At 73.3% G+C, this 18,038-nt stretch carries 15 protein-coding genes; 4 read left to right on the top strand and 11 right to left on the bottom strand.

All coding sequences use genetic code 11. From position 1 onward, the window contains the following. Positions 1 to 145: 145 nt before the first annotated feature. Positions 146 to 535, bottom strand: coding sequence for a hypothetical protein (locus IDM40_RS09530; protein ID WP_193121583.1), 390 nt, complete (start codon positions 533 to 535; stop codon positions 146 to 148). Positions 536 to 1,066: 531 nt separating this feature from the next. Then, positions 1,067 to 1,714: a TetR/AcrR family transcriptional regulator gene (locus tag IDM40_RS09525; protein WP_193121582.1), complete on the bottom strand. Its 648-nt coding sequence runs from the start codon at positions 1,712 to 1,714 to the stop codon at positions 1,067 to 1,069. Between the two features lie 103 nt (positions 1,715 to 1,817). Here IDM40_RS09525 and IDM40_RS09520 point away from each other — a divergent pair, with 103 nt between their 5' ends. Continuing rightward, on the top strand, positions 1,818 to 5,093 hold the full coding sequence (locus tag IDM40_RS09520) for an acetyl-CoA carboxylase family protein (protein ID WP_193121581.1): 3,276 nt from the start codon (positions 1,818 to 1,820) through the stop codon (positions 5,091 to 5,093). Positions 5,094 to 5,282: 189 nt separating this feature from the next. Then, positions 5,283 to 7,058 carry an AMP-binding protein gene (locus tag IDM40_RS09515; protein ID WP_235997479.1) on the top strand — a complete coding sequence of 592 codons (1,776 nt, stop codon included), beginning with the start codon at positions 5,283 to 5,285 and terminating at the stop codon, positions 7,056 to 7,058. 1,188 nt (positions 7,059 to 8,246) lie between these two features. Here the strand turns inward: IDM40_RS09515 and IDM40_RS09510 are convergent. From IDM40_RS09510 to IDM40_RS09490, 5 genes are read right to left on the bottom strand one after another with little or no spacing between them, the layout of a single operon-like run. Further along, entirely contained in the window at positions 8,247 to 9,056 is an 810-nt protein-coding gene (locus IDM40_RS09510) for an ABC transporter permease (protein ID WP_193121579.1), read from the bottom strand. Further along, a complete protein-coding gene (locus tag IDM40_RS09505) occupies positions 9,053 to 10,216 on the bottom strand; it encodes an ABC transporter substrate-binding protein (protein ID WP_328806980.1) in 1,164 nt (387 codons plus the stop codon). The genes IDM40_RS09510 and IDM40_RS09505 overlap by 4 nt, the downstream gene beginning before the upstream one ends. A gap of 2 nt (positions 10,217 to 10,218) precedes the next feature. After that, the gene (locus tag IDM40_RS09500; protein ID WP_193121577.1) at positions 10,219 to 10,962 is read right to left on the bottom strand and encodes an ABC transporter ATP-binding protein; all 744 of its coding nucleotides are present in this window, start codon (positions 10,960 to 10,962) and stop codon (positions 10,219 to 10,221) included. Then, entirely contained in the window at positions 10,944 to 12,020 is a 1,077-nt protein-coding gene (locus tag IDM40_RS09495; RefSeq protein ID WP_193121576.1) for an acyl-CoA dehydrogenase family protein, read from the bottom strand. Before IDM40_RS09495 ends, IDM40_RS09500 begins: the two co-directional genes overlap by 19 nt. A gap of 31 nt (positions 12,021 to 12,051) precedes the next feature. Beyond that, on the bottom strand, positions 12,052 to 12,579 hold the full coding sequence (locus IDM40_RS09490) for a DUF4242 domain-containing protein (RefSeq protein ID WP_193121575.1): 528 nt from the start codon (positions 12,577 to 12,579) through the stop codon (positions 12,052 to 12,054). Between the two features lie 110 nt (positions 12,580 to 12,689). Between IDM40_RS09490 and IDM40_RS09485 the strand changes: the two genes are divergently transcribed. Together IDM40_RS09485 and IDM40_RS09480 are read left to right on the top strand one after the other, a co-directional pair. Further along, a complete protein-coding gene (locus tag IDM40_RS09485; protein WP_193121574.1) occupies positions 12,690 to 13,055 on the top strand; it encodes an ArsR/SmtB family transcription factor in 366 nt (121 codons plus the stop codon). A gap of 173 nt (positions 13,056 to 13,228) precedes the next feature. Next, a complete protein-coding gene (locus IDM40_RS09480; RefSeq protein ID WP_193121573.1) occupies positions 13,229 to 13,417 on the top strand; it encodes a hypothetical protein in 189 nt (62 codons plus the stop codon). Positions 13,418 to 13,561: 144 nt separating this feature from the next. On the opposite strand, the gene IDM40_RS28615 is transcribed toward IDM40_RS09480, so the two are convergent. Genes IDM40_RS28615 through IDM40_RS09460 form a run of 4 tightly spaced genes read right to left on the bottom strand, consistent with a single transcriptional unit; the run spans position 13,562 to position 17,840 of the window. Further along, the gene (locus IDM40_RS28615) at positions 13,562 to 14,374 is read right to left on the bottom strand and encodes a (2Fe-2S)-binding protein (RefSeq protein WP_193121572.1); all 813 of its coding nucleotides are present in this window, start codon (positions 14,372 to 14,374) and stop codon (positions 13,562 to 13,564) included. A 33-nt stretch (positions 14,375 to 14,407) separates the two neighbouring features. Further along, entirely contained in the window at positions 14,408 to 15,310 is a 903-nt protein-coding gene (locus IDM40_RS09470) for an ABC transporter ATP-binding protein (protein ID WP_328806979.1), read from the bottom strand. Then, positions 15,307 to 16,596: an iron ABC transporter permease gene (locus IDM40_RS09465; RefSeq protein ID WP_328806978.1), complete on the bottom strand. Its 1,290-nt coding sequence runs from the start codon at positions 16,594 to 16,596 to the stop codon at positions 15,307 to 15,309. The genes IDM40_RS09470 and IDM40_RS09465 overlap by 4 nt, the downstream gene beginning before the upstream one ends. Beyond that, entirely contained in the window at positions 16,593 to 17,840 is a 1,248-nt protein-coding gene (locus IDM40_RS09460) for an ABC transporter substrate-binding protein (protein WP_235997464.1), read from the bottom strand. Before IDM40_RS09460 ends, IDM40_RS09465 begins: the two co-directional genes overlap by 4 nt. Positions 17,841 to 18,038 lie beyond the last annotated feature (198 nt).

Genomic DNA, 18,038 nt, shown 5'->3' with positions numbered 1-18,038 from the left:
GACCGTCCTCACAGCTGCGGGGCTCGTCGGCCGGGTGACCTGTCCCACGTTTTTACAACGTTAGAATCCCTCGCGTCGAGACCCCCAACTGTCCTGTTTCAGCGGCGTGTGAGCCGGTCGGCCTGGTTCGGGGCGCCCCGGCGCCTCAGATGCCTTGGCCCGCCCCGGTGGAGAAGTCCTTGTCGCGCAGGAAACCGGCGAAGAGCACGGACATGAAGACGTAACCCCCCGCTGTGAACAGCCACACGCCCACGAACGCCCACGGGTTGTCCTCGGCCCGCAGGTCGGCCGCCGAGATCAGCGCGACGATGAAGGCGCACAGCAGCTGGCCGATGGGGGCGCACACCAGGCGGAACGGGCGGGGACGCCGCACGGCGCGCCAGCCCCGCACGCAGACCACCCAGGTCGCGACCAGGCCCACGAGCGAGACCAGCAACCCCCAGGCGGGGTCGGCGAACTGGCTCACCGACGTCGTGCCCACGACGGTGGCCGTCACCGCCACCGCCAGGGCCCGGGCCGCGTTCCGGCGTTCCATGGCGCCTCCCCCGTCGAACGTTCCTCTCCTGGTGGGATGCCCCGGCCGGGCCGTGGTTCATCGCGGGGCGCCCGGTGTCCGGGTCCGGCCGCGGCGGTCAGATCCAGCCCGGCAACGCGGGCAGTCCTCGCGGGGCCTCGAGCCCGGCGCCCCCGGTGCGTCCGGTGAGCCACCCCAGGGTTGCTGCCGCGCTGCCCGTGACGGTCGGGCGGTCCGGCGCGGAAAGCGGACAGGCCCCACGGAGCCTCGGCCCCCGCGCCCCCAGCGCACCCGGTGGGCCATCCCAGCACGGCAGCCGCGCCGCCCGTGACCGTCGGGGCGATCCGGCCCGGCAACGCCGGCAGGCACCACTGCATCTCGGGCCCGGCGCCTTTGGTGCACCCGGTGAGCCCTCCCAACGTGGCAGCCGCGCCACCCGTGACGACGCTGCGGCCAGCCCCGGACTCGCCGGAGGCGGTCAGCGGCGCACCGCCCTGGAGCCGAGTTCCTCCACCGGCCGGGACACAGCGGTCTCGGGCTCTCCGACCGGGGTCACCGGTCGCGCGGGGGCAGGCCGAGCAGGCGCACGTACATCGCGACGAGCTCCTCGGTGGCGCGTTCGCGCTGGTCGGGGGCGACGGACAGGTGACCGGCGACCGAGGAGACCATGCCGCCCGCCGCCCGGGCGACCGCCTCGGGTGAGGCCGCGGGGTCGGCCTCACCGCGCCGTACCAGGCGGCGGATGTAGCGGGCCGAGCGCTCCAGTGGGCGGGCGTGGATCTCCTGCCACAGGGCGCTCATCGCCGGGTCGGCCAGCGACTGGTGCTGGATCACGGCGATGAAGGCGAGGTTCTCGAGGTAGGCGTCGAGGTAGGCGGTGGTGGTTGCCTCCGCGACGGCATGGGCGTCGTCCGCGTCGACCCCGCCGAGCTCCTGCCCGGCCACGAGGCGGTCGCGCACCTGCCGGGCGAGCACGGCGAAGACCTCCTCCTTGTCGGAGAAGTAGACGTAGAACGTGGCCCGCCCGACCCCGGCGCGGCCGGTGATGCCGGCGACGGTGGTGCGGGCGAACCCCTTCTCCTCGAAGACCCCACGGGCGGCGGTGAGCAGCGCCGCGCGGGTGGCGCTGTCGGCCCGGTCGTGGTTGACGCGGGTGGCCCACCCCTTCTTCACGGCGGTGCGGTCGCTCGGCTCGTCCATGCGCCCGAGTATCCCAGGGCCCCGAGGTGCTCGCCGACCGGCCATTGACACGAGTGTCAACGCAGGCGCAGACTCGAACCGCCCCCGAGGAGAGGAACGCTCCGTGTCCCACCCCCCACGTCTGCTCGTCGCCAACCGGGGCGAGATCGCCGTCCGAGTGCTGCGCGCCGCCGCCTCCCTGGGGCTGTCCACCGTGGCCGTGTACTCCGACGACGACGCGGGCGGCGCACACGTCCGGCTCGCCGACGAGGCCCGGGCGCTGGGCTCCTCGGGCCCCGCCGCCTACATGGACGCCGCGCGGCTGGTCGCCCTGGCACGCGAGAGCGGCAGCACCCTGGTCCACCCCGGATACGGGTTCCTGAGCGAGGACGCCGGGTTCGCGGAACTGTGCGCCGAGGAAGGGCTCACCTTCGTCGGCCCCGACCCCAAGACGCTGGCCCTGTTCGGCGACAAGGCCCGCTCCCGTGAGCTGGCCGCGTCGCTGGGTGTGCCGGTCGCCCCGGGGACGTCGGGCCCCACCGGGGTGGAGGAGGCGCGCTCGTTCCTGGAAGGGCTCGGCCCGGGGGCGTCCGTGGTGGTCAAGGCCCTCGCCGGCGGGGGCGGGCGCGGGATGCGCGTGGTCACCGACCCGGCCGACCTCGACTTCGCCCACGAGCGCTGCCGTTCGGAGGCAGAGGCCGCGTTCGGCCGCGGCGAGGTCTACGTCGAGCGGTACCTGGAACACGCCCGCCACGTGGAGGTCCAGGTGCTGGGCGACGGGACCGGGGCCGTGACCCACCTGTGGGAACGCGAGTGCAGCGTGCAGCGTCGGCACCAGAAACTGGTCGAGGTCGCGCCCGCCCCGGGGCTTGCGGCCTCCGTACGCGAAGAGCTGCTGGAATCGGCGCTGGTGATGGCCGGCGAGGTCTCCTACCGCGGGCTGGGCACGTTCGAGTTCCTCGTGGCGTCGGGCCGGGGCAACGACCGGGACGCCGTGCACTTCATCGAGGCCAACCCCCGCCTGCAGGTCGAGCACACCGTCACCGAGCAGATCACCGGCGTGGACCTGGTCGCCGCCCAGATCGAGGTCGCGCTGGGCCGCACCCTGGCCGAGCAGGGGCTGGACCGGGGCACCGTGCCCGCGCCCCGGGGCTGCGCGGTGCAGACCCGGGTGAACCTGGAGTCCACCGCGCCCGACGGGTCGGCGGTGCCCTCCTCCGGAACGCTGAGCGCGTTCGTGCCGCCGGCGGGCCCGGGCGTGCGCGTCGACACCCACGGCGCGGTCGGCCACACGGCCGGGGACGGGTTCGACCCGCTGCTGGCCAAGGTCGTCGCGCACACGCCGCGCGGGGACCTGGGTGCCGCCGCCGACCTGGCCGGACGCGCGCTGGCGGAGTTCACGGTCGAGGGCGCCGCCACCAACCTGGGGCTGCTGCGCGCGATCCTGTCCCACCCGGTGTTCCGTTCCGGCGAGGCCACCACGGCCTTCGTCGAGGAGCACCGCTCGGAGCTGCTCGAGGCGGCCGGGGAAACGGCCGGGCACGGGCAGGCGCACGGCGGACGCTCCCCCGGCGGCGGTGTGCGCGCCCCGTTCGCCGCCACGGTGGTCTCGGTGGAGGCCTCCGAGGGCGACACCGTGCGAGCGGGGGCGCCGTTGCTGGTGTTGCAGGCGATGAAGATGGAGCACGTGGTTCCGGCGCCGGTCTCGGGCACGGTCGGGGCAGCGGCCGTCGAGGTCGGCTCCACGGTGGCCGAGGGCGACCTCCTCGTCGGTCTGGCCCCGGACGGCGGGGCCGCCGGGACAGGGCCGGCCGAGGAGGAGACCGACCCCGGGCTGATCCGCCCCGACCTGGCCGCCCTGCTCGAACGCCGCGCCCGCGGCTCGGACGAGCTGCGCCCCGAGGCGGTCGCCAAGCGCCACCGTTTGGGGCGCCGGACCGCACGCGAGAACATCGACGACCTGTGCGAGGACGGGTCCTTCACCGAGTACGGGGCCCTGGCGGTGGCCGCACAGTCCGGCCGCCGCACCGAGGAGGAGCTCATTGACCGCTCCCCCGCCGACGGGATGGTCACCGGGTTCGGCCGCATCAACGCCGACCGGCACCCCGACGGCGCGGACTGCGTGGTGATGTCCTACGACTACTCGGTCATGGCGGGGACCCAGGGCGTGATCAACCACCGCAAGACCGACCGCATGCTCGACCTCGCGCACCGCAGGCGCCTTCCGGTGGTCCTCTTCGCCGAAGGCGGGGGCGGGCGTCCCGGAGACACCGACCCCAACTCCGCGTCCGCCCTGGGGGTGACCACGTTCGCGGCGATGGGGCGGCTCAGCGGGCATGTTCCCACGGTCGGCGTGGCCTCGGGGCGCTGCTTCGCCGGCAACGCGGCGCTCCTGGGCTGCTGCGACACCGTGGTCGCCACCCGCGACGCGAACATCGGCATGGGCGGACCGGCGATGATCGAGGGCGGCGGCCTGGGCAGGTTCCGGCCGGAGGAGGTCGGACCGGTCGGGGTGCAGGAACCCAACGGGGTCATCGACCTGCTCGTGGACGACGACGCGGCGGCCGTGGAGACCGTGCGCAGGTACCTGTCCTACTTCCAGGGACCCGTCGACGACTGGGAGGCCCCCGACCAGCGGCGGCTGCGGCACGTGGTCCCCGAGAACCGGATGCGGGTCTACGACGTGCGCCGTGCCGTGGAAGGCCTGGCCGACACCGGTTCGGTGCTGGAGCTGCGCCGCGGGTTCGGCCCGGGCATGGTCACCGCCCTGGTGCGGGTGGAGGGCCGGCCCATGGGGCTGATCGCGAACGACCCCGTCCACCTGGGCGGCGCGATCGACGCGGAGGCCGCGGACAAGGCGGCCCGGTTCCTGAAACTGTGCGACGCCCACGGGTTGCCGGTGCTCTCGCTCTGCGACACCCCCGGGTTCATGGTCGGCCCCGACGCCGAGCAGACGGCGACGGTGCGGCGGTTCTCCCGGCTGTTCGTGACCGGCGCGCACCTGCGTGTGCCGATGGTGGCCGTGGTGATGCGCAAGGCCTACGGGCTCGGCGCCCAGGCGATGGCCGGCGGGCACCTGCACGCACCCGCGGCGACGGTGGCCTGGCCGACCGGGGAGCTGGGGCCGATGGGGCTGGAGGGTGCGGTGCGCCTGGGGTTCCGGCGGGAGTTGGAGGCCGCCGGGGGCCCGGACGAGCAGCAGGCCCTGTTCGACTCGCTGCTCGCCGAGGCGCACCGCCGGGCGCGGGCCACCAGCGCGGCCGGGGTGTTCGAGCTCGACGAGGTCATCGACCCGGCCGAGACCCGGAGGTGGATCACCGCGGCGTTGGCGGGGCACGGGAGCGAAGGCGCGTCGGGTCCGGCGCGGGAGCCGGCGCCGCGGTACGTGGATCCGTGGTGACTCTCGTGTGGTTGGGCAGGCATGGTCCTCCTGTGTGGCCCATGACCCCGCTCTACGACGCCTCTGGGCGCAGCCCGTTCCCTGGTTGAACGGACCTGGCCCCGCTTCGGCGCGGGGCCCGCCCTACCCGAGGCCCTGTCCCCCAGCCAGCGCCCACCCCCAGCAAGAGAAAGAGGTATCGCCGTGGAGATGTCGACCCACCTCGAGGATCTGCGCGCCCGCCAGGCCCAGCTGCGCCCGTCCAGAACCCCCTCCGAGGTCCGTTACCCGCTCGGTGAGACCACCCTCCCCGCGCACCTGTCCACGTGGGCGGAACAGGTGCCCGACCGCCCCGCGATCGTCTTCGAGGGCGCGGAGGTGAACTACCGCGAGCTCGACGTGCTGGTCCGCCGCACGGCCGGGTGGTTGCGCGACGAGGCGGGGGTGGGGGCGGGCGACCGCGTGGCCGTGCTCATGCCCAACCGTCCGCACTTCACGGTGGTCATGCTGGCGGCACTGACCCTGGGGGCGGTGCACGTTCCGGTCAACCCGATGTTCCGGGAGGCAGAGCTCGCCCATGAGCTCGAGGACGCCGACCCCCGTGTGGTGGTCGCCCTGGAACCCCTGCTGCCCCTGTTGCGTGAGGCCCGCCCGTCCGCACCAGGCCGGAGCGTCCTGGTGCTCGGGGAGGACGAGCAGGTCGATCACCCGCGCACGGGGACCGCCGTCCCTCTCCAGGAGGGTGAGCATCCCTGGTCGGCGGCGGTCGCGCACACCCCGATCGCCCCCGACGACCCGTCCGTGAGCCGCGACCTCGACGCCCTGGCGGCGCTGAACTACACCGGCGGCACGACCGGCCTGCCCAAGGGCTGCATGCACACCCAGCGGCACATGCTCTACACCGCGGCCGCGTGCGCTGGCGCCACCGGGCGCACCGGCGGCGCGGTGGTGCTCTGTTACGTGCCGATCTTCTGGATCGCCGGCGAGGACCTGGGGATCCTCCTGCCCCTGGTGACCGGAGGAACCGTCGTGCTGCTCCCCCGGTGGGACGCGGGCCGGGCACTGGCGGCGATCGACCGGCACCGGGTCAGCGTCATGGTCGGCACCGTCGAGAACTACCTCGAGCTGCTCGACCACCCGGATCTGGGCTCCCACGACCTGTCGTCGCTGACGGATCCCTCCGCGATGTCGTTCGTGCGCAAGCTCGACCCGCAGATCCGGGCCCGGTGGAGCGCCGAGGTCGGTTCCGGGTCGGTGCTGCGGGAGGCGGCCTACGGGCTCACCGAGTCGCACACCTTCGACGCCACCCCCTACGGCCTGGCCGACGGCGACCGCGACCTGCGCTCGGAGCCGGTCTTCTGCGGTCTGCCCGTGCCCGGGACCGACGTCGCGGTGGTCTCCTTCGAGACCGGCGAGCCCCTCCCCATCGGGACGGAGGGCGAGATCGTGCTGCGCAGCCCCTCCGTCATGACCGGGTACTGGAACCGGCCCGACGCGACCGCGCGGCAACTGCGCGACGGGTGGCTGCACACCGGCGACAACGGGCGCATGGACGAGGACGGCTGCCTGCACTACCTGGGCCGCGACAAGGACCTCATCAAGGTCAAGGGCATGAGTGTGTTCCCCGCCGAGGTGGAGGTCCTGCTGGGGCGCCACCCCGGCGTGGACTCGGTGGCGGTGGTCGCGGCACAGGACCCGGATTCCGGGCAGCGGCCCGTCGCCTTCGTGACCCCGGCGGTGAACCCGGCAGGGCCCCCGATTGGGACCCCGGCTGGGACCCCGGAGGCCGGAGCCGCACCCACCGCCGAAGAACTGACGGCGTGGGCGCGGGAGAACATGGCGCTGTACAAGGTCCCGATCGTGGAGGTCGTGGACGCGTTCCCGGTCACTGCGACGGGCAAGGTCCGCAAGGTCGACCTGACGGAGCGGGCCGAGGAGGCCGCCGCGCGGGATCGGGACCGGCGTCGGGGACGGGCCGGGTGGTAGGGCCGGGCTTGGGTGGGGCTGGATCCTGGGGTGGAGGTAGTGGCACCGCTCTACGGCGCTTGTGGGGACTCTCCTCTTGTGGTTGAGCGACCTGCGGGACAGGGGGGTGAGGGGAGCGTCTGCCAGGAACTCAGCTGCTCGAGGGGCGGAGCCCCTTGAGTGGCTGAGCAGGTCCGACCTGGCCCCAGGGGTTGCTCTGTTTTGCCCCGCTCTTCGTTGTCTGTGGGGAGGGGCCTTCCCCCGGTGCGGGTGTGCGTTCACGCCTACGGTGCTCGGATGGTTGAGGGGCTCCGTGCGTCCAGATAAGGCGTAAGGATGGTTGCGGGCCCAGCGCGCGGAACGCGCGGGAGGGGGCCTTCGGCGGGGACACGCGCACCGCGCGTGGACGGTGGCTGGGCGGCCTGGCCCCTGTGGGTGAGGGGAGCGTCTGCCAGGAACTCAAGGTGCTTGAGGGGCGGAGCCCCTCGTGTGGTTGAGCAGGCCTGACCCCAGGGGTTGCTCTGACGACCCCGCTCTACCCCGCCTGCGGGGGCTCTCCTCTTGTGGTTGAGCGGCCTGGCCCCTGTGGATGAGGGGAGCGCCTGCCAGGAACTCAAGGTGCTCAAGGGGTGAAGCCCCTCGTGGGGTTGAGCGGACATGACCTGGCCCCAATGGTTGAGCCCCTGGCCCCGCTCTTCGTTGTCTGTGGGGAGGGGCCTTCCCCCGGTGCGGGTGTGCGTTCACGCCTCTGCGGCTCGGATGGTTGAGGGGCTCCGGGCGTCCAAATAACGCGTAAGGGCGGTTACGGAGCCCACCGCGCGGAACGCGCGAGAGGGGGCCTTCGGCAGGGGGCGCGCACCGCGCGTGGACGGTGGCTGAGCGACCTGACCCCTGTGGATGAGGGGAGCGCCTGCCAGGAACTCAGGTGCTCAAGGGGCGAAGCCCATTGAGTAGCTGAGCAGACCTCACCCCAGGGGTTGCTCCCATGGCCCCGCTCTACCCCGCCTGCGGGGGCTCTCCTCTTGTGGTTGAGCGGCCTGGCCCCTGTGGATGGGGGAAGACCTGCCACGAACTCAAGGTGCTCAAGGGGTGAAGCCCCTCGTGGGGTTGAGCAGACCTCACCCCAGGGGTTGCTCCCATGGCCCCGCTCTTCGTGGTCTGTGGACGAAGCCCCTCGCGGGATTGGGCCGACCTTGGTCCTGGGGCGTCCTACTCAGCCCGCTCTACCGCACCTGTGGGACGCCGGGCCGTTACCGAGGCTCCGGCGAGGAGCCTGCGCAGCGCGGCGTCCATGAGGTAACCGAGGATGCCGATCCACAGGATCACCGCCATGAGCTGGTCGAAGGCCAGCTGGTCGCGGGCGTTGAGGATCGCGTACCCCAGGCCGGAGTCCACACCCAGCATCTCCGCCGGAACAATGACGATCCACGCGGTCCCGAGAGCCAGCCGGAGCCCGGTCAGCGTGGGCAGCCGCACCCCCGGCAGCACCACCGTGCGCAGGCGCTCCCAACGGGTCGCGCCCAGCGAACGCGCGACCTTCAGGTACCCGGGTTCGATCGCGAGCACCCCGGAGGACGTGCTCAGGATGACCGGCCACACCGCGGCGATCGCGACGAGGAAGTACACCGGCTGGTGGCCGATCCCGAACAGGGCGATGGCCACCGGCGCCCACGACAGCGGGGAGATCATCCGCAGGAAGTGGAACAGGGGCCGGGTTGCGCGTTCGACCACGGGCACCAGGCCCACGACCAACCCGATCGGGACGCCGACCGCGGCGGCGAGCGCGAGACCCGCGGTCAGCCGCCAGAGCGTGGCCGCGGTGTCGGCCGCCAGCGGGCCCTGCCACGCCATGTCCACGAGCGCGGGCACCGCGTTCTGGGGTGCGAACCCGGACAGCACCACGTGGTCGGAGGCCAGCACGCTCGTGAGGAACCACCACAGGGCCACGAGCGCGAGGATCGGGACAAGCACCACCGCGGCCCCGGCGGCCCCGGCGGTCCCGGTCGTCGTACGGCTCATGCGGTGTCCACTTCCTCTCGGCGGGTGAGCCCGGCGTCGAGACCGAACACGGAGGGTCCTCCCGCGTTCTCGATCGCGCGGCGGGCGAAGCTCTCGTCGAACAGCTCTCCGTGCACGCCGGCGGGGTCGATCCCGTCCAGGAACCGGGTGTCGACGTCCACGAGCGTGGTGTCCATGAACTCGACGAGCGTGCGCGTGTAATCGGCGAAGGGGTAGGGCGCGAAACCGATGCTCTGCCCCTGCCACTGCGGGCGCAGCACCGCGCCGCGGTCCTGGTAGGGGTCCTGTTCGTAGCCGAGCGCCCGCTCCACGGCGGGGAGTGGCTGGGGCAGGTACCCCGAGGTCAGGTCCTGGGCCGCCGATGCGCGGTCGGCCTCGATCTCCAGCTGCGCGGTGGTCAGGGCCTCGGTCAGGCGCTGGATGCGGTCCGGGGTCTCGTCGATGGTCGGCTGCAGGACGCTCACCACGCAGCAGGCGTGGTCGCGCCACAGGTCGCCCAGGAAGCGGTGGATCCTCCCGACGCCCTGGATCTCGGCCATGGCGTTGAACGGGTCGGCCACCACGTATCCGCCGATGACGCCGTTGGCCATCGCGGGCAGCATGTCGCTCGGGCTCATCACGACCAGGCGCACCTCGCCGTCGGCCGCCGAGGGCGAACGCCGCAGCACCGGGGTGAGCCCTGACTGCCGCATCAGGCGCTGGGCGAGGATGTTGTGGATCGACCACCAGTACGGGACGGCGAAGGTCCGGCCGGCCAGCCCGGTCAGGTCGTCCAGGCCGTCGGCGAGTGTCAGGGCCGAACCGTTGGTGTGGTTCCAGGCGATGGACCGCACCGGGGTGCCCTGCCCGTAGCGCAGCTGCACTGCGAACGGCGCCAGCAGGTGCACCACGTCGACCCGCCCGGTGACGAAGGCCTGCGCCAGCTCGGCCCAGCTGCGGAACCGGACCGGGGCCTCGACCTCGACGCCGAAGCGTTCGTAGAGGCCCTTGTGGTGGGCGACCAGCAGCGGGGAGGCGTCGGTGATGGGCAGGTATCCCACGCGCAGGGCACGGTCCGAGCCCTGCCCTGCGAGTCCGCGCACCCCGGCGGTGGCGGCACCACCGAGCCCGGCGGTCACGGCCGTGCCCAGCCCGGCGCCGATGAGTGTTCTGCGGTCCACCCTCACCCTCCGCCCCGTGTCGGCAGGATGCCCGAGTAGCGCTCGAGGAGCTGGGAACGCAGGGGGCCGGACTCGGCGGCACCGCGGTCCCCGGGCTGTCCCTCCCAGCGCTCGTGCAGGCGCCCGGAGTTGTCCAACAGCGTGATCTCGTCGCCCAGGTAGACGGCCTCGGACACGTCGTGCGTGACCAGGACCGCGCTCACCCCGGTGTCCCGGACCAGCGCGCGGGTGCGTTCCTGCAGCGACTCCCTGGTCACCGGGTCCAGGGCACTGAAGGGTTCGTCGAGCAGCAGCACGTCGGGGGCCGGGGCGAGGGCGCGGGCGATGGCGACCCGTTGGGCCTGCCCGCCCGAGAGGCGGTCGGCGGGCCCGTCGGCCAGCTCGGCCAGGCCCAACCAGCGCAGCAGGTCGTCCACCTGTGCCGCGGTGTCCTCGACCCGGCCCCGGTTGGCCCGGTACCGGAGCCCGAGCTCGGCGTTGGCCCGCACGGTGAACCACGGCATGAGCAGGGGGTCCTGGAAGACCACACCCGTGGTGGGCCACTGCCGGGGCCGCGGGTCGAGCCCGCCGGTGTCGAACTCCTCCAGCCCGGCCAGCAGCCGCAGGAGGGTGGACTTGCCGCTCCCGCTCGAGCCCAGGACCACCAGGACACGGCCGGGGCGAAGGTCCAGGTCGACGCCGTCGAGCACGGTCCGGTCGCCGTAGGACTTGGACCCGGCGCGCACGCTCAGCGTCGTAGGTCCCATCGCAGGTGTCCTTCCGTGGGTGACTGGATCGGCAGGAACAGGGACTCCCGCAGGCGGCGGGAGCTGTGGCCGGCCGCGGCGAAACTCGCGCCTCCGCGGACGGCCGACTCGAGCCGGGCCGCGGTGCCCGCGGTGAGGGCCGCGTCGAGCCGCAGCTGCGTGACCTGCGCGGGTTCCGGGGGCTCTTGGGCGAACTCGGCGAGCCGCGCGCGGACCGAGGCGACGTCGTCCCGCAACACCTGGAGGTCGTCGTCGAACACCGCGGTGGTCCCGTGGATCCTCGCGGCGGCCTGCTCGGTCGACTCCACGGCCAGCCCGGAGCAGAAGGCGCTCTGCACGAGCAGGAACGTGGTGCGGATCCCGGCGCAGAAGGCAGGGAGGTCGTCGCTGACCAGGGCTTCCTCGTTCGCCCAGGCGCCGTCGAGCTCCAGGGAGGAGGACGCGGTGCCGTTGAGGGCCATCAGGCGGGGCAGGTCGCGGACCCGGACCCCGTCGTCGCCGACACGGACCGCGACGAGGATACGGCGGTCCTCCCCCGCAGGCTCCTCCACCCGGGCGGGGAGGGCGACCACCGCGCCCGGGAAGAGGTTGGACACCCACGGCAGGGTGCCGGTGAGCCGGTGGCCTCCCCGTTCGGGGCGGGCCACGACAGGCACGGTGCCGAGGCCGGAGAGCTCCTTCATGGCCGGGGCCAGGGCACCGGCGCCGGCGCGTTCCCCCGTGGCCAGGAGGGCGAGCTGTTCGTCGACCCACGGGCTCCGGGGCGCGCGGGCCAGGTACTCCAGGCCCATGCGCTGGGCCCACAGGGAGAACGCCGAGCTCAGGCAACCGCGGGCCACGCTCTCGACCGTTCCCAGGAAGGGCAGGAGTCCTCCGCGGCCGTCGTCGGGCAGCCCGGTGTCGAGCAGGCCGAGCTCACCGAGCCTGCGGAGCCCGGGGCGCACGTCCTGCTCACCCGTGTCGACGCCCGGGGCCGACGCCAGGAAGTCCTCGGTGACCTCGGGCCGCTCGGGCAGGTGGGCCACCGTCGGGGTGGCGCTGTCGTTCAGTGTGTCCACGGTCGGTCCTCCTCGTCGCGCCCGGCGGTGCTCAGGTGCGCCGGTCCAGTTCGTGGAGGCGGTCGACGGGGGTGTCGACGGCCTCTCGCGCCCGCTCCACGGCGGCGGCGTCGGGGGCGTCGTAGAAGCAGAGGCACTTGCCCATGTCCTCGCGCACGTAGGTGCGCAGGAAGCGGGACTCGGGGACCTGGGCGTAGAGCGGGGCCTTCTCCGCCTTGCGGGCGAGGTAGCTGTCCATGCTCAGCCCCTCGGGCAGGTCCCACTCGACGAGGTAGCCGGTCTCGGCGGCCTGTCCGCGCACGGTGTCGAGGTCGGCGCCCACGAGGCGGACCTCGGCCAGGTCGTCGTGTTCGAGGTCGGATGCGGCCAGGGCGTCGGCGACCGCCCCGGGGTTCTCCTCGTGTGCGATGAGGAAGACCTGTCCGTGGCCGACCGGGACCTGGGCCTCGATCAGTTCGGCGCCGCCCGCACGGAGCGCCCCGGCCGCGCTGTCGATGATCTTGTCGGCGGAGGCGCGGTCGCGCCCGTCGACGGTGAACTCGACCAGTTGCAGAGCCATCGCAATACCCACTAATCAGATCGGCTTTTGAAGGTATGGTCGCCACCATACCCCAGACACCGAACCCAAAGGTATGATGAGCTTCATACCTTGAGAAGAACGGAACGACGATGCCCTCATCGCCCTCCGAACAGGAGGCCGCACCGGAGCTACTGCACCCCGCACGCGAGGACCTCGACCTCACCGAGGTGCTCTGCGCCATCGCCGAACCCAACCGGCTGCGTGTGGTGGCCCTGCTCCTGTCGCTCCCGCCGGGGAGCGCCAAGACCTACCCCTGGTTCGACCTGCCGGTGCGCAAGGCCGGCCGGACCCACCACTTCCGCGTACTGAGGGAGGCCGGGCTCATCGCGGTCGAGCAGCACGGCAACCGGGCGACCGCCCGCTTGCGCTCCGACGACATCGAGGAACGTTTCCCGGGCCTGCTCTCCGCGGTGCGCGCGGGGGCGCCGCCCCATCTCCGGCCGAACGAGCCGTGAGGGGCGCGGACGCGCGAACGCGCGGCGGAGCTGAGGGGTTCACCACCCCCAATTCCCCACCACTATAGTAGGAATCTTTGTACACTGGTGGACCGGGGCGCAGACCCCCGGCCACCGGACCGGAACGCCACACGGCTCGCACCGTGGGCGATGCACACGTGGGGAGAACGACGATGGCCACCGTCAAGCTCCGACTGCAAGGGCAGGAGGACGCAGTGGAACACCTGCTGGACACACTGCGTGCCGACGACGCCGTACACGTGGAGGACCGCGGCCCCCTCCCACAGGCCGGCGGTTACGTGGTGGTGCACGCCAACGCCACCGTCACCGAGACCCCCTTGCCCGGGAACGCCGAGGCCTGAGCGCCCGGACCGGAGACGGGGCGGCGGAGACCGGGTGCCCGAGCCGTGCGGACGCGGACCGGAGACAGGGTGCCGGAGCCGTGTGGACGCGGACCGGAGACGGGGAGCCGGAGCCGTGCGGACGCGGCCCCGGTCGGCCCGGTCCTAGGCGTCGACCCCGCGCAGCAGGACACAGTCGGCGCACATCCCTCCGCCCGGCAGCCGGTAGTAGAGACAGCAACTGTTGCGCACGAACTGGATCTCCCGGTGGCTTCCGCCCCGGGCGCCGGTGACGGTCCGGGGCGGACCGAACGTTCCCGAACCCTCCAGCGAGGGCGCGGCGACCAGCGCACCGGCGAGCGCATGTGCGTCGGCCCCGTGTTCGGGGCGCACCTCCGCGATACGGCGGGCCGCACCGGCGACCGACGACGCGAGGTTGCCGGTCAGGACCTTCGGGGAGACCTTCACCCGCGCACGGAAGGCCGCGGCGGCCGGTTCCAGCAGACCCTGCACGACCACCCGTTCGACCACCTCGGCGGCCGCGGCGGGGCCGTGCTCACGCGGACGGGGCGCGGGCACCGCGCGGTCCTCGGCCAGCAACAGGGGCAGGGGCCCGGTGGAGATCGTGCGCCAGCGCAGGGCACCGGGTTCGGGCACGACCCCGTGCACGACCGCAGCGGCCATGGCGGGCGAGACCAGGCGTGCGGCCATGCCCTGGTAGAGCACCGAGGCGGCCACACGCGGTTCGACCTCCTCCGGCGTGATGTCCATGCGTTCGGCGAACAGGCGGCGGGTGCGCTCGATGCGCGAACCCAGGACGTCCGGCCCCCACACCTCGGCCAGCGGACGCCAGGGCCCCTCCCCCGGCGCCGAGTCCGCGAGGTCGGGGTGGGAGGTCACGTCGAAGAAACCGCCGATGCGGGCGATGTCGGCGACGGCCTCCCGGGCCGTGGGGGTGGTTCCTCGGGAACGCGGCATCGTCGTCCTCTCCTCGTCGGTTGGTACGGGTTCTCACACGGGTCCGGCATCGCGCAGGCGGAACACACCCTCGTCCGGCACGAACTCCAGGTCCGCACCGTCGAAGGCCCGACCGATCGCCCCGTTCCGGGCGAGCTCGGCGGGGGAACCCTCGTGCAGGGCGCCCCCGTCCAGCAGCCACACGGCATCGGCGGTGCGCAACGCCAGCTCCAGGTCGTGCACGCACATGACCACCGCCAACCCGCGATCTCGCGCCAACCGCCGCAGCAGCCCGGTCAGCGCGACCTTCCCGGGCACGTCCAGGAAGGCGGTCGGTTCGTCCAGCAACAGCACCGCGGGTTCCTGCGCCAACGCGCGGGCGGTCAGCACCCGTTGGCGTTCCCCGTCCGAGAGCTCGGCGACCCGGCGGCCGGCCAGTTCGGCGACGCCGACCGCGTCCAGGGCCCACTCCACGACGGCGTGGTCGCCGCGGCCCAGGCGTCCGGAGATCCCGGTGTGCGGGTGCCGCCCCAGGGACACCAGGTCTCGGGCGCTCAGCAGCGGGGGCACGTCGCGCTCGGTGAGCACGGTGGCCAGGACCCGGGCGCGCCGCACCGGGTCGAGGCCCGTCACCGAGGCACCGTCGACCCGGCACTCCCCCGCCAGCGGACGCGCCGTTCCGCACAGGGCCCGCAGGAGCGTCGACTTCCCGGAGCCGTTCGCGCCGAGCAGGACGGTCAGCTCCCCGCGGCGCGCCCGTGCGTGCACGCCGCGAAGCACGGTCCGGCGCCTGCGGCGGGAACCCCCGTAGCCCACGGTGAGGTCGTCGACGACCAGCCCGGGTTCGGCGGGTTCCGGATCCGGACCTGGCTCGGCAGCTTCCCGATCCGGCCAGGGTTCGGCAAGTCCCGGGTCCGGTCCGAGTTCGGCGGGTTCCGGCGGTTCGGAGGCGGTCACGGGTTCACCCCTTTCGCGGCGCGGCCGTTGAGCAGCACCCCGATGACGATGGGTGCGCCGACCAGCGCGGTCACGGCGTTCAGCGGGAGCACGCCCCCGGTTCCGGGCAGGACCGCGACCGTTCCGCAAGCGACGGCGACACCACCGCCCATGAGCACCACGCCGGGGACCAGCACCCGGTGGTCGGCGGTGCGCAGGGCGATACGGGCGAGGTGGGGCACGGCCAGCCCGAGGAACGCGACCGGCCCGCAGAAGGCGGTGACGGTTCCGGCGAGCAGCGCGCCGACCGCGATCACGGTCCACCGCACGGCCGAGGTGCGCACGCCCATGGTGCGGGCGTAGGCCTCGCCGAGCAGCAGCGCGTTCAACGGTTTGACCAGGAACGCCGACAGCAGCATCGCCGCAACCAGGACCGGCGCGAACCAGGCGAGGTCGCTCCAGCCCGTCGCGGAGAAACTGCCCAGGCCCCAGAGCACGAAGCGCTGCACGTCCTCGGCGCGGGCGTAGCTGATCAGGATGCTGACCACGGACGAGACGACCGACCCCACCATGACCCCGATGACGAGCAGGGTCACCACCGACGACGTCCACCGCGCCAGGAGCAGGATCAGCGCCATGACCGCGCCCGCCCCGAACGCGGCGGCCAGTACGAGCCCGGGGCGTCCGAGGCCGACGAGCCCGGCGGTGAAGGTGCCGCCGCCGGCCCCCGCTGCCAGTACCACCAGGGCCACACCCAGGCTCGCGCCGGAGCTCACGCCCAGTACGTAGGGCTCGGCGAGGGGGTTGCGCAGGAGTGTCTGCATCTGGAGCCCGGCCAGGCCCAGCGCGGCGCCTGCGAGCAGCCCGGTGAGCGCCCTCGGCAGGCGCACCTCCCAGACGATGGCGGCTGCCCTGGGGTCGGGGTCACCGGTCCCGAAGAGGACCGCGGCCACCTCGGCCGGCGGGAGCGGCGTCGAGCCCAGGCTGAGCGCGCAGGTCAGGGCAGCGACCACACCCGCGCCCAGCAGAGGCAGCACGGCGCGCGTGCGGCGGTCGGGGACGGGGGTGTTCGCGTGGTCGGAGGCGGTGTCGCTCAGCCGGTTCGGGGCGGGGGTGCTCGCGTGGCCACGGACGGGTGTGCTCGCGTGGCTGGGAAAGGGGTCACGCGCACGGTCGGTGGCGCCTACGTGGTCGGGGGCCTCGTCCCGCACCCGGTCGGGAGCGGGGGCGCGCCCACGGTCGGTGGCGGCGTTGCTCACCCGGTCGGTGGCGGCGTTGCTCACCCGGTCGGGAACGGTGCCGCTCACGCCTCGTCCAACTGTCGGTAGTACCGGGTCTCGTGGTCGGGGAGCAGGTCGGGGTGGACCACGTGCACGAGATCGCCGAGCACCAGGTCGGGGCGGAGCACGCCCTCGTCCCAGTACTGGTTGCCGCCGGTGGGACCGGTGGCCTTGTTGTTGGTCCACACCCGGCCGTCGTCGAAGGCGTCGAACTCGGCGTGGCGTTCGTCGTCGGCCTCGGCGTCGGCGAGGGTGTCCCAGTCGGCGGAGGCGATCCAGACCTCGGCCCCGCGCGCTTCGGCGAGCACCTCCTCGAGGTCGAGTTCGACGCTCTCGGTGCCTTCGGAGTCGTCCCAGGGGTGGGTGGCACCGGCATCTGCGAGCAGGCGTCCGACGTAGGAGCCGCCGGCCGGCACGAACCAGGATCCGTCGCCGAACTGGCCGGGCAGGACCTCGACCGGGTCGGCCCCCTCCGCGACCTCGGCGACCTCCTCGTAGTCGGCCTCGATCTGCGCGAACAGTTCCTCCGCCTGCGCCTCCTGACCGGTGAGCACCCCGGCCAGGAGCAGCCATTCGGCGCGGCCGAGCGGGGTGGCCTCCAACCATTCGGCGTTGGCGACCACCGGGACCCCGGCCTCGCGCAGGCTCTCGTGGTCGGGGTCCTCGGTCCCGCCGGTCATGAGCAGGTCGGGGTCCTCGGCGATGACGAGTTCCTGGTCGATGGCGCCGCCGCCCGCGTATTCGAGCGTGTCGCCGTCCTCGACCTGGTCGGCGATCTCCTCGGTGGACACGAACGAGGCGTCGGAGACACCGGTGACGGTCTCGCCCCGGTCGAGCTCGGTGAACAGCGGCAGGTGGGTGGTGGATCCGGAGAAGACGCTCTGGGCCGGAACCTCGATCGCAGGCACCCGGTCGAGGTCGACGCCGGCGAGTTCGGTCCCCTGCAGGTCGTCGGCGTTCGGTTCGGGGGTGCCGCACCGGTGCAGGAGGTAGCTCTCGGGGTCGGCGCCGGGGGCGGGCTGGTCGACGGTGACGACGACGTAGTGGTCGCCGTACTCGAAGGAGATGTTCTCGGCGTGCCCGGGTTCGGCCTTGTCGGGGAAGTGGTCGGTTCCGGGTTCGAAGTCCTCGACGCAGCCGTCCGCGGCGGTGTCGGTGTCGGACCCGCCGTCATCACCGATGGGCGCTCCGCAGGCGGCGAGGAGTGCGACGAGCGGCAGTGCGGCCGCGGACCTGGTCATGGGCGACCTGGTCATGGCGGACCTGGTCATGGGGGATGTGTGCACGGGGGCCGTCCTTCCGTGGTCGACACCGGCCGGACTCGGGGTTCGGGGCCGGTGGCACGGGACGGTTCGGTCGTGCGGAGGCGAGGGCTGCCGGCGGGCGAGTGGGTGTCGCGGGCCGGAGGAGGGCAGGGGAAGGGCACGCACGGCGGGTGCGCGCACAGGGGTGCCTCATGTGCGTCTCGT

This window comes from Nocardiopsis coralli (assembly GCF_014892575.1).
GTDB lineage: Bacteria > Actinomycetota > Actinomycetes > Streptosporangiales > Streptosporangiaceae > Nocardiopsis > Nocardiopsis coralli.
This window is presented reverse-complemented; position numbering and strand designations above follow the sequence as displayed.

Excerpts from the sequence above, each read along its gene's own strand:
- IDM40_RS09530 (WP_193121583.1), bottom strand. The coding sequence starts at position 535 with ATGGAACGCCGGAACGCGGCCCGGGCCCTGGCGGTGGCGGTGACGGCC.
- IDM40_RS09525 (WP_193121582.1), bottom strand. The coding sequence starts at position 1,714 with ATGGACGAGCCGAGCGACCGCACCGCCGTGAAGAAGGGGTGGGCCACC.
- IDM40_RS09515 (WP_235997479.1), top strand. The coding sequence starts at position 5,283 with ATGTCGACCCACCTCGAGGATCTGCGCGCCCGCCAGGCCCAGCTGCGC.
- IDM40_RS09510 (WP_193121579.1), bottom strand. The coding sequence starts at position 9,056 with ATGAGCCGTACGACGACCGGGACCGCCGGGGCCGCCGGGGCCGCGGTG.
- IDM40_RS09500 (WP_193121577.1), bottom strand. The coding sequence starts at position 10,962 with ATGGGACCTACGACGCTGAGCGTGCGCGCCGGGTCCAAGTCCTACGGC.
- IDM40_RS09490 (WP_193121575.1), bottom strand. The coding sequence starts at position 12,579 with ATGGCTCTGCAACTGGTCGAGTTCACCGTCGACGGGCGCGACCGCGCC.
- IDM40_RS09485 (WP_193121574.1), top strand. The coding sequence starts at position 12,690 with ATGCCCTCATCGCCCTCCGAACAGGAGGCCGCACCGGAGCTACTGCAC.
- IDM40_RS09480 (WP_193121573.1), top strand. The coding sequence starts at position 13,229 with ATGGCCACCGTCAAGCTCCGACTGCAAGGGCAGGAGGACGCAGTGGAA.
- IDM40_RS28615 (WP_193121572.1), bottom strand. The coding sequence starts at position 14,374 with ATGCCGCGTTCCCGAGGAACCACCCCCACGGCCCGGGAGGCCGTCGCC.
- IDM40_RS09460 (WP_235997464.1), bottom strand. The coding sequence starts at position 17,840 with ATGACCAGGTCCGCCATGACCAGGTCGCCCATGACCAGGTCCGCGGCC.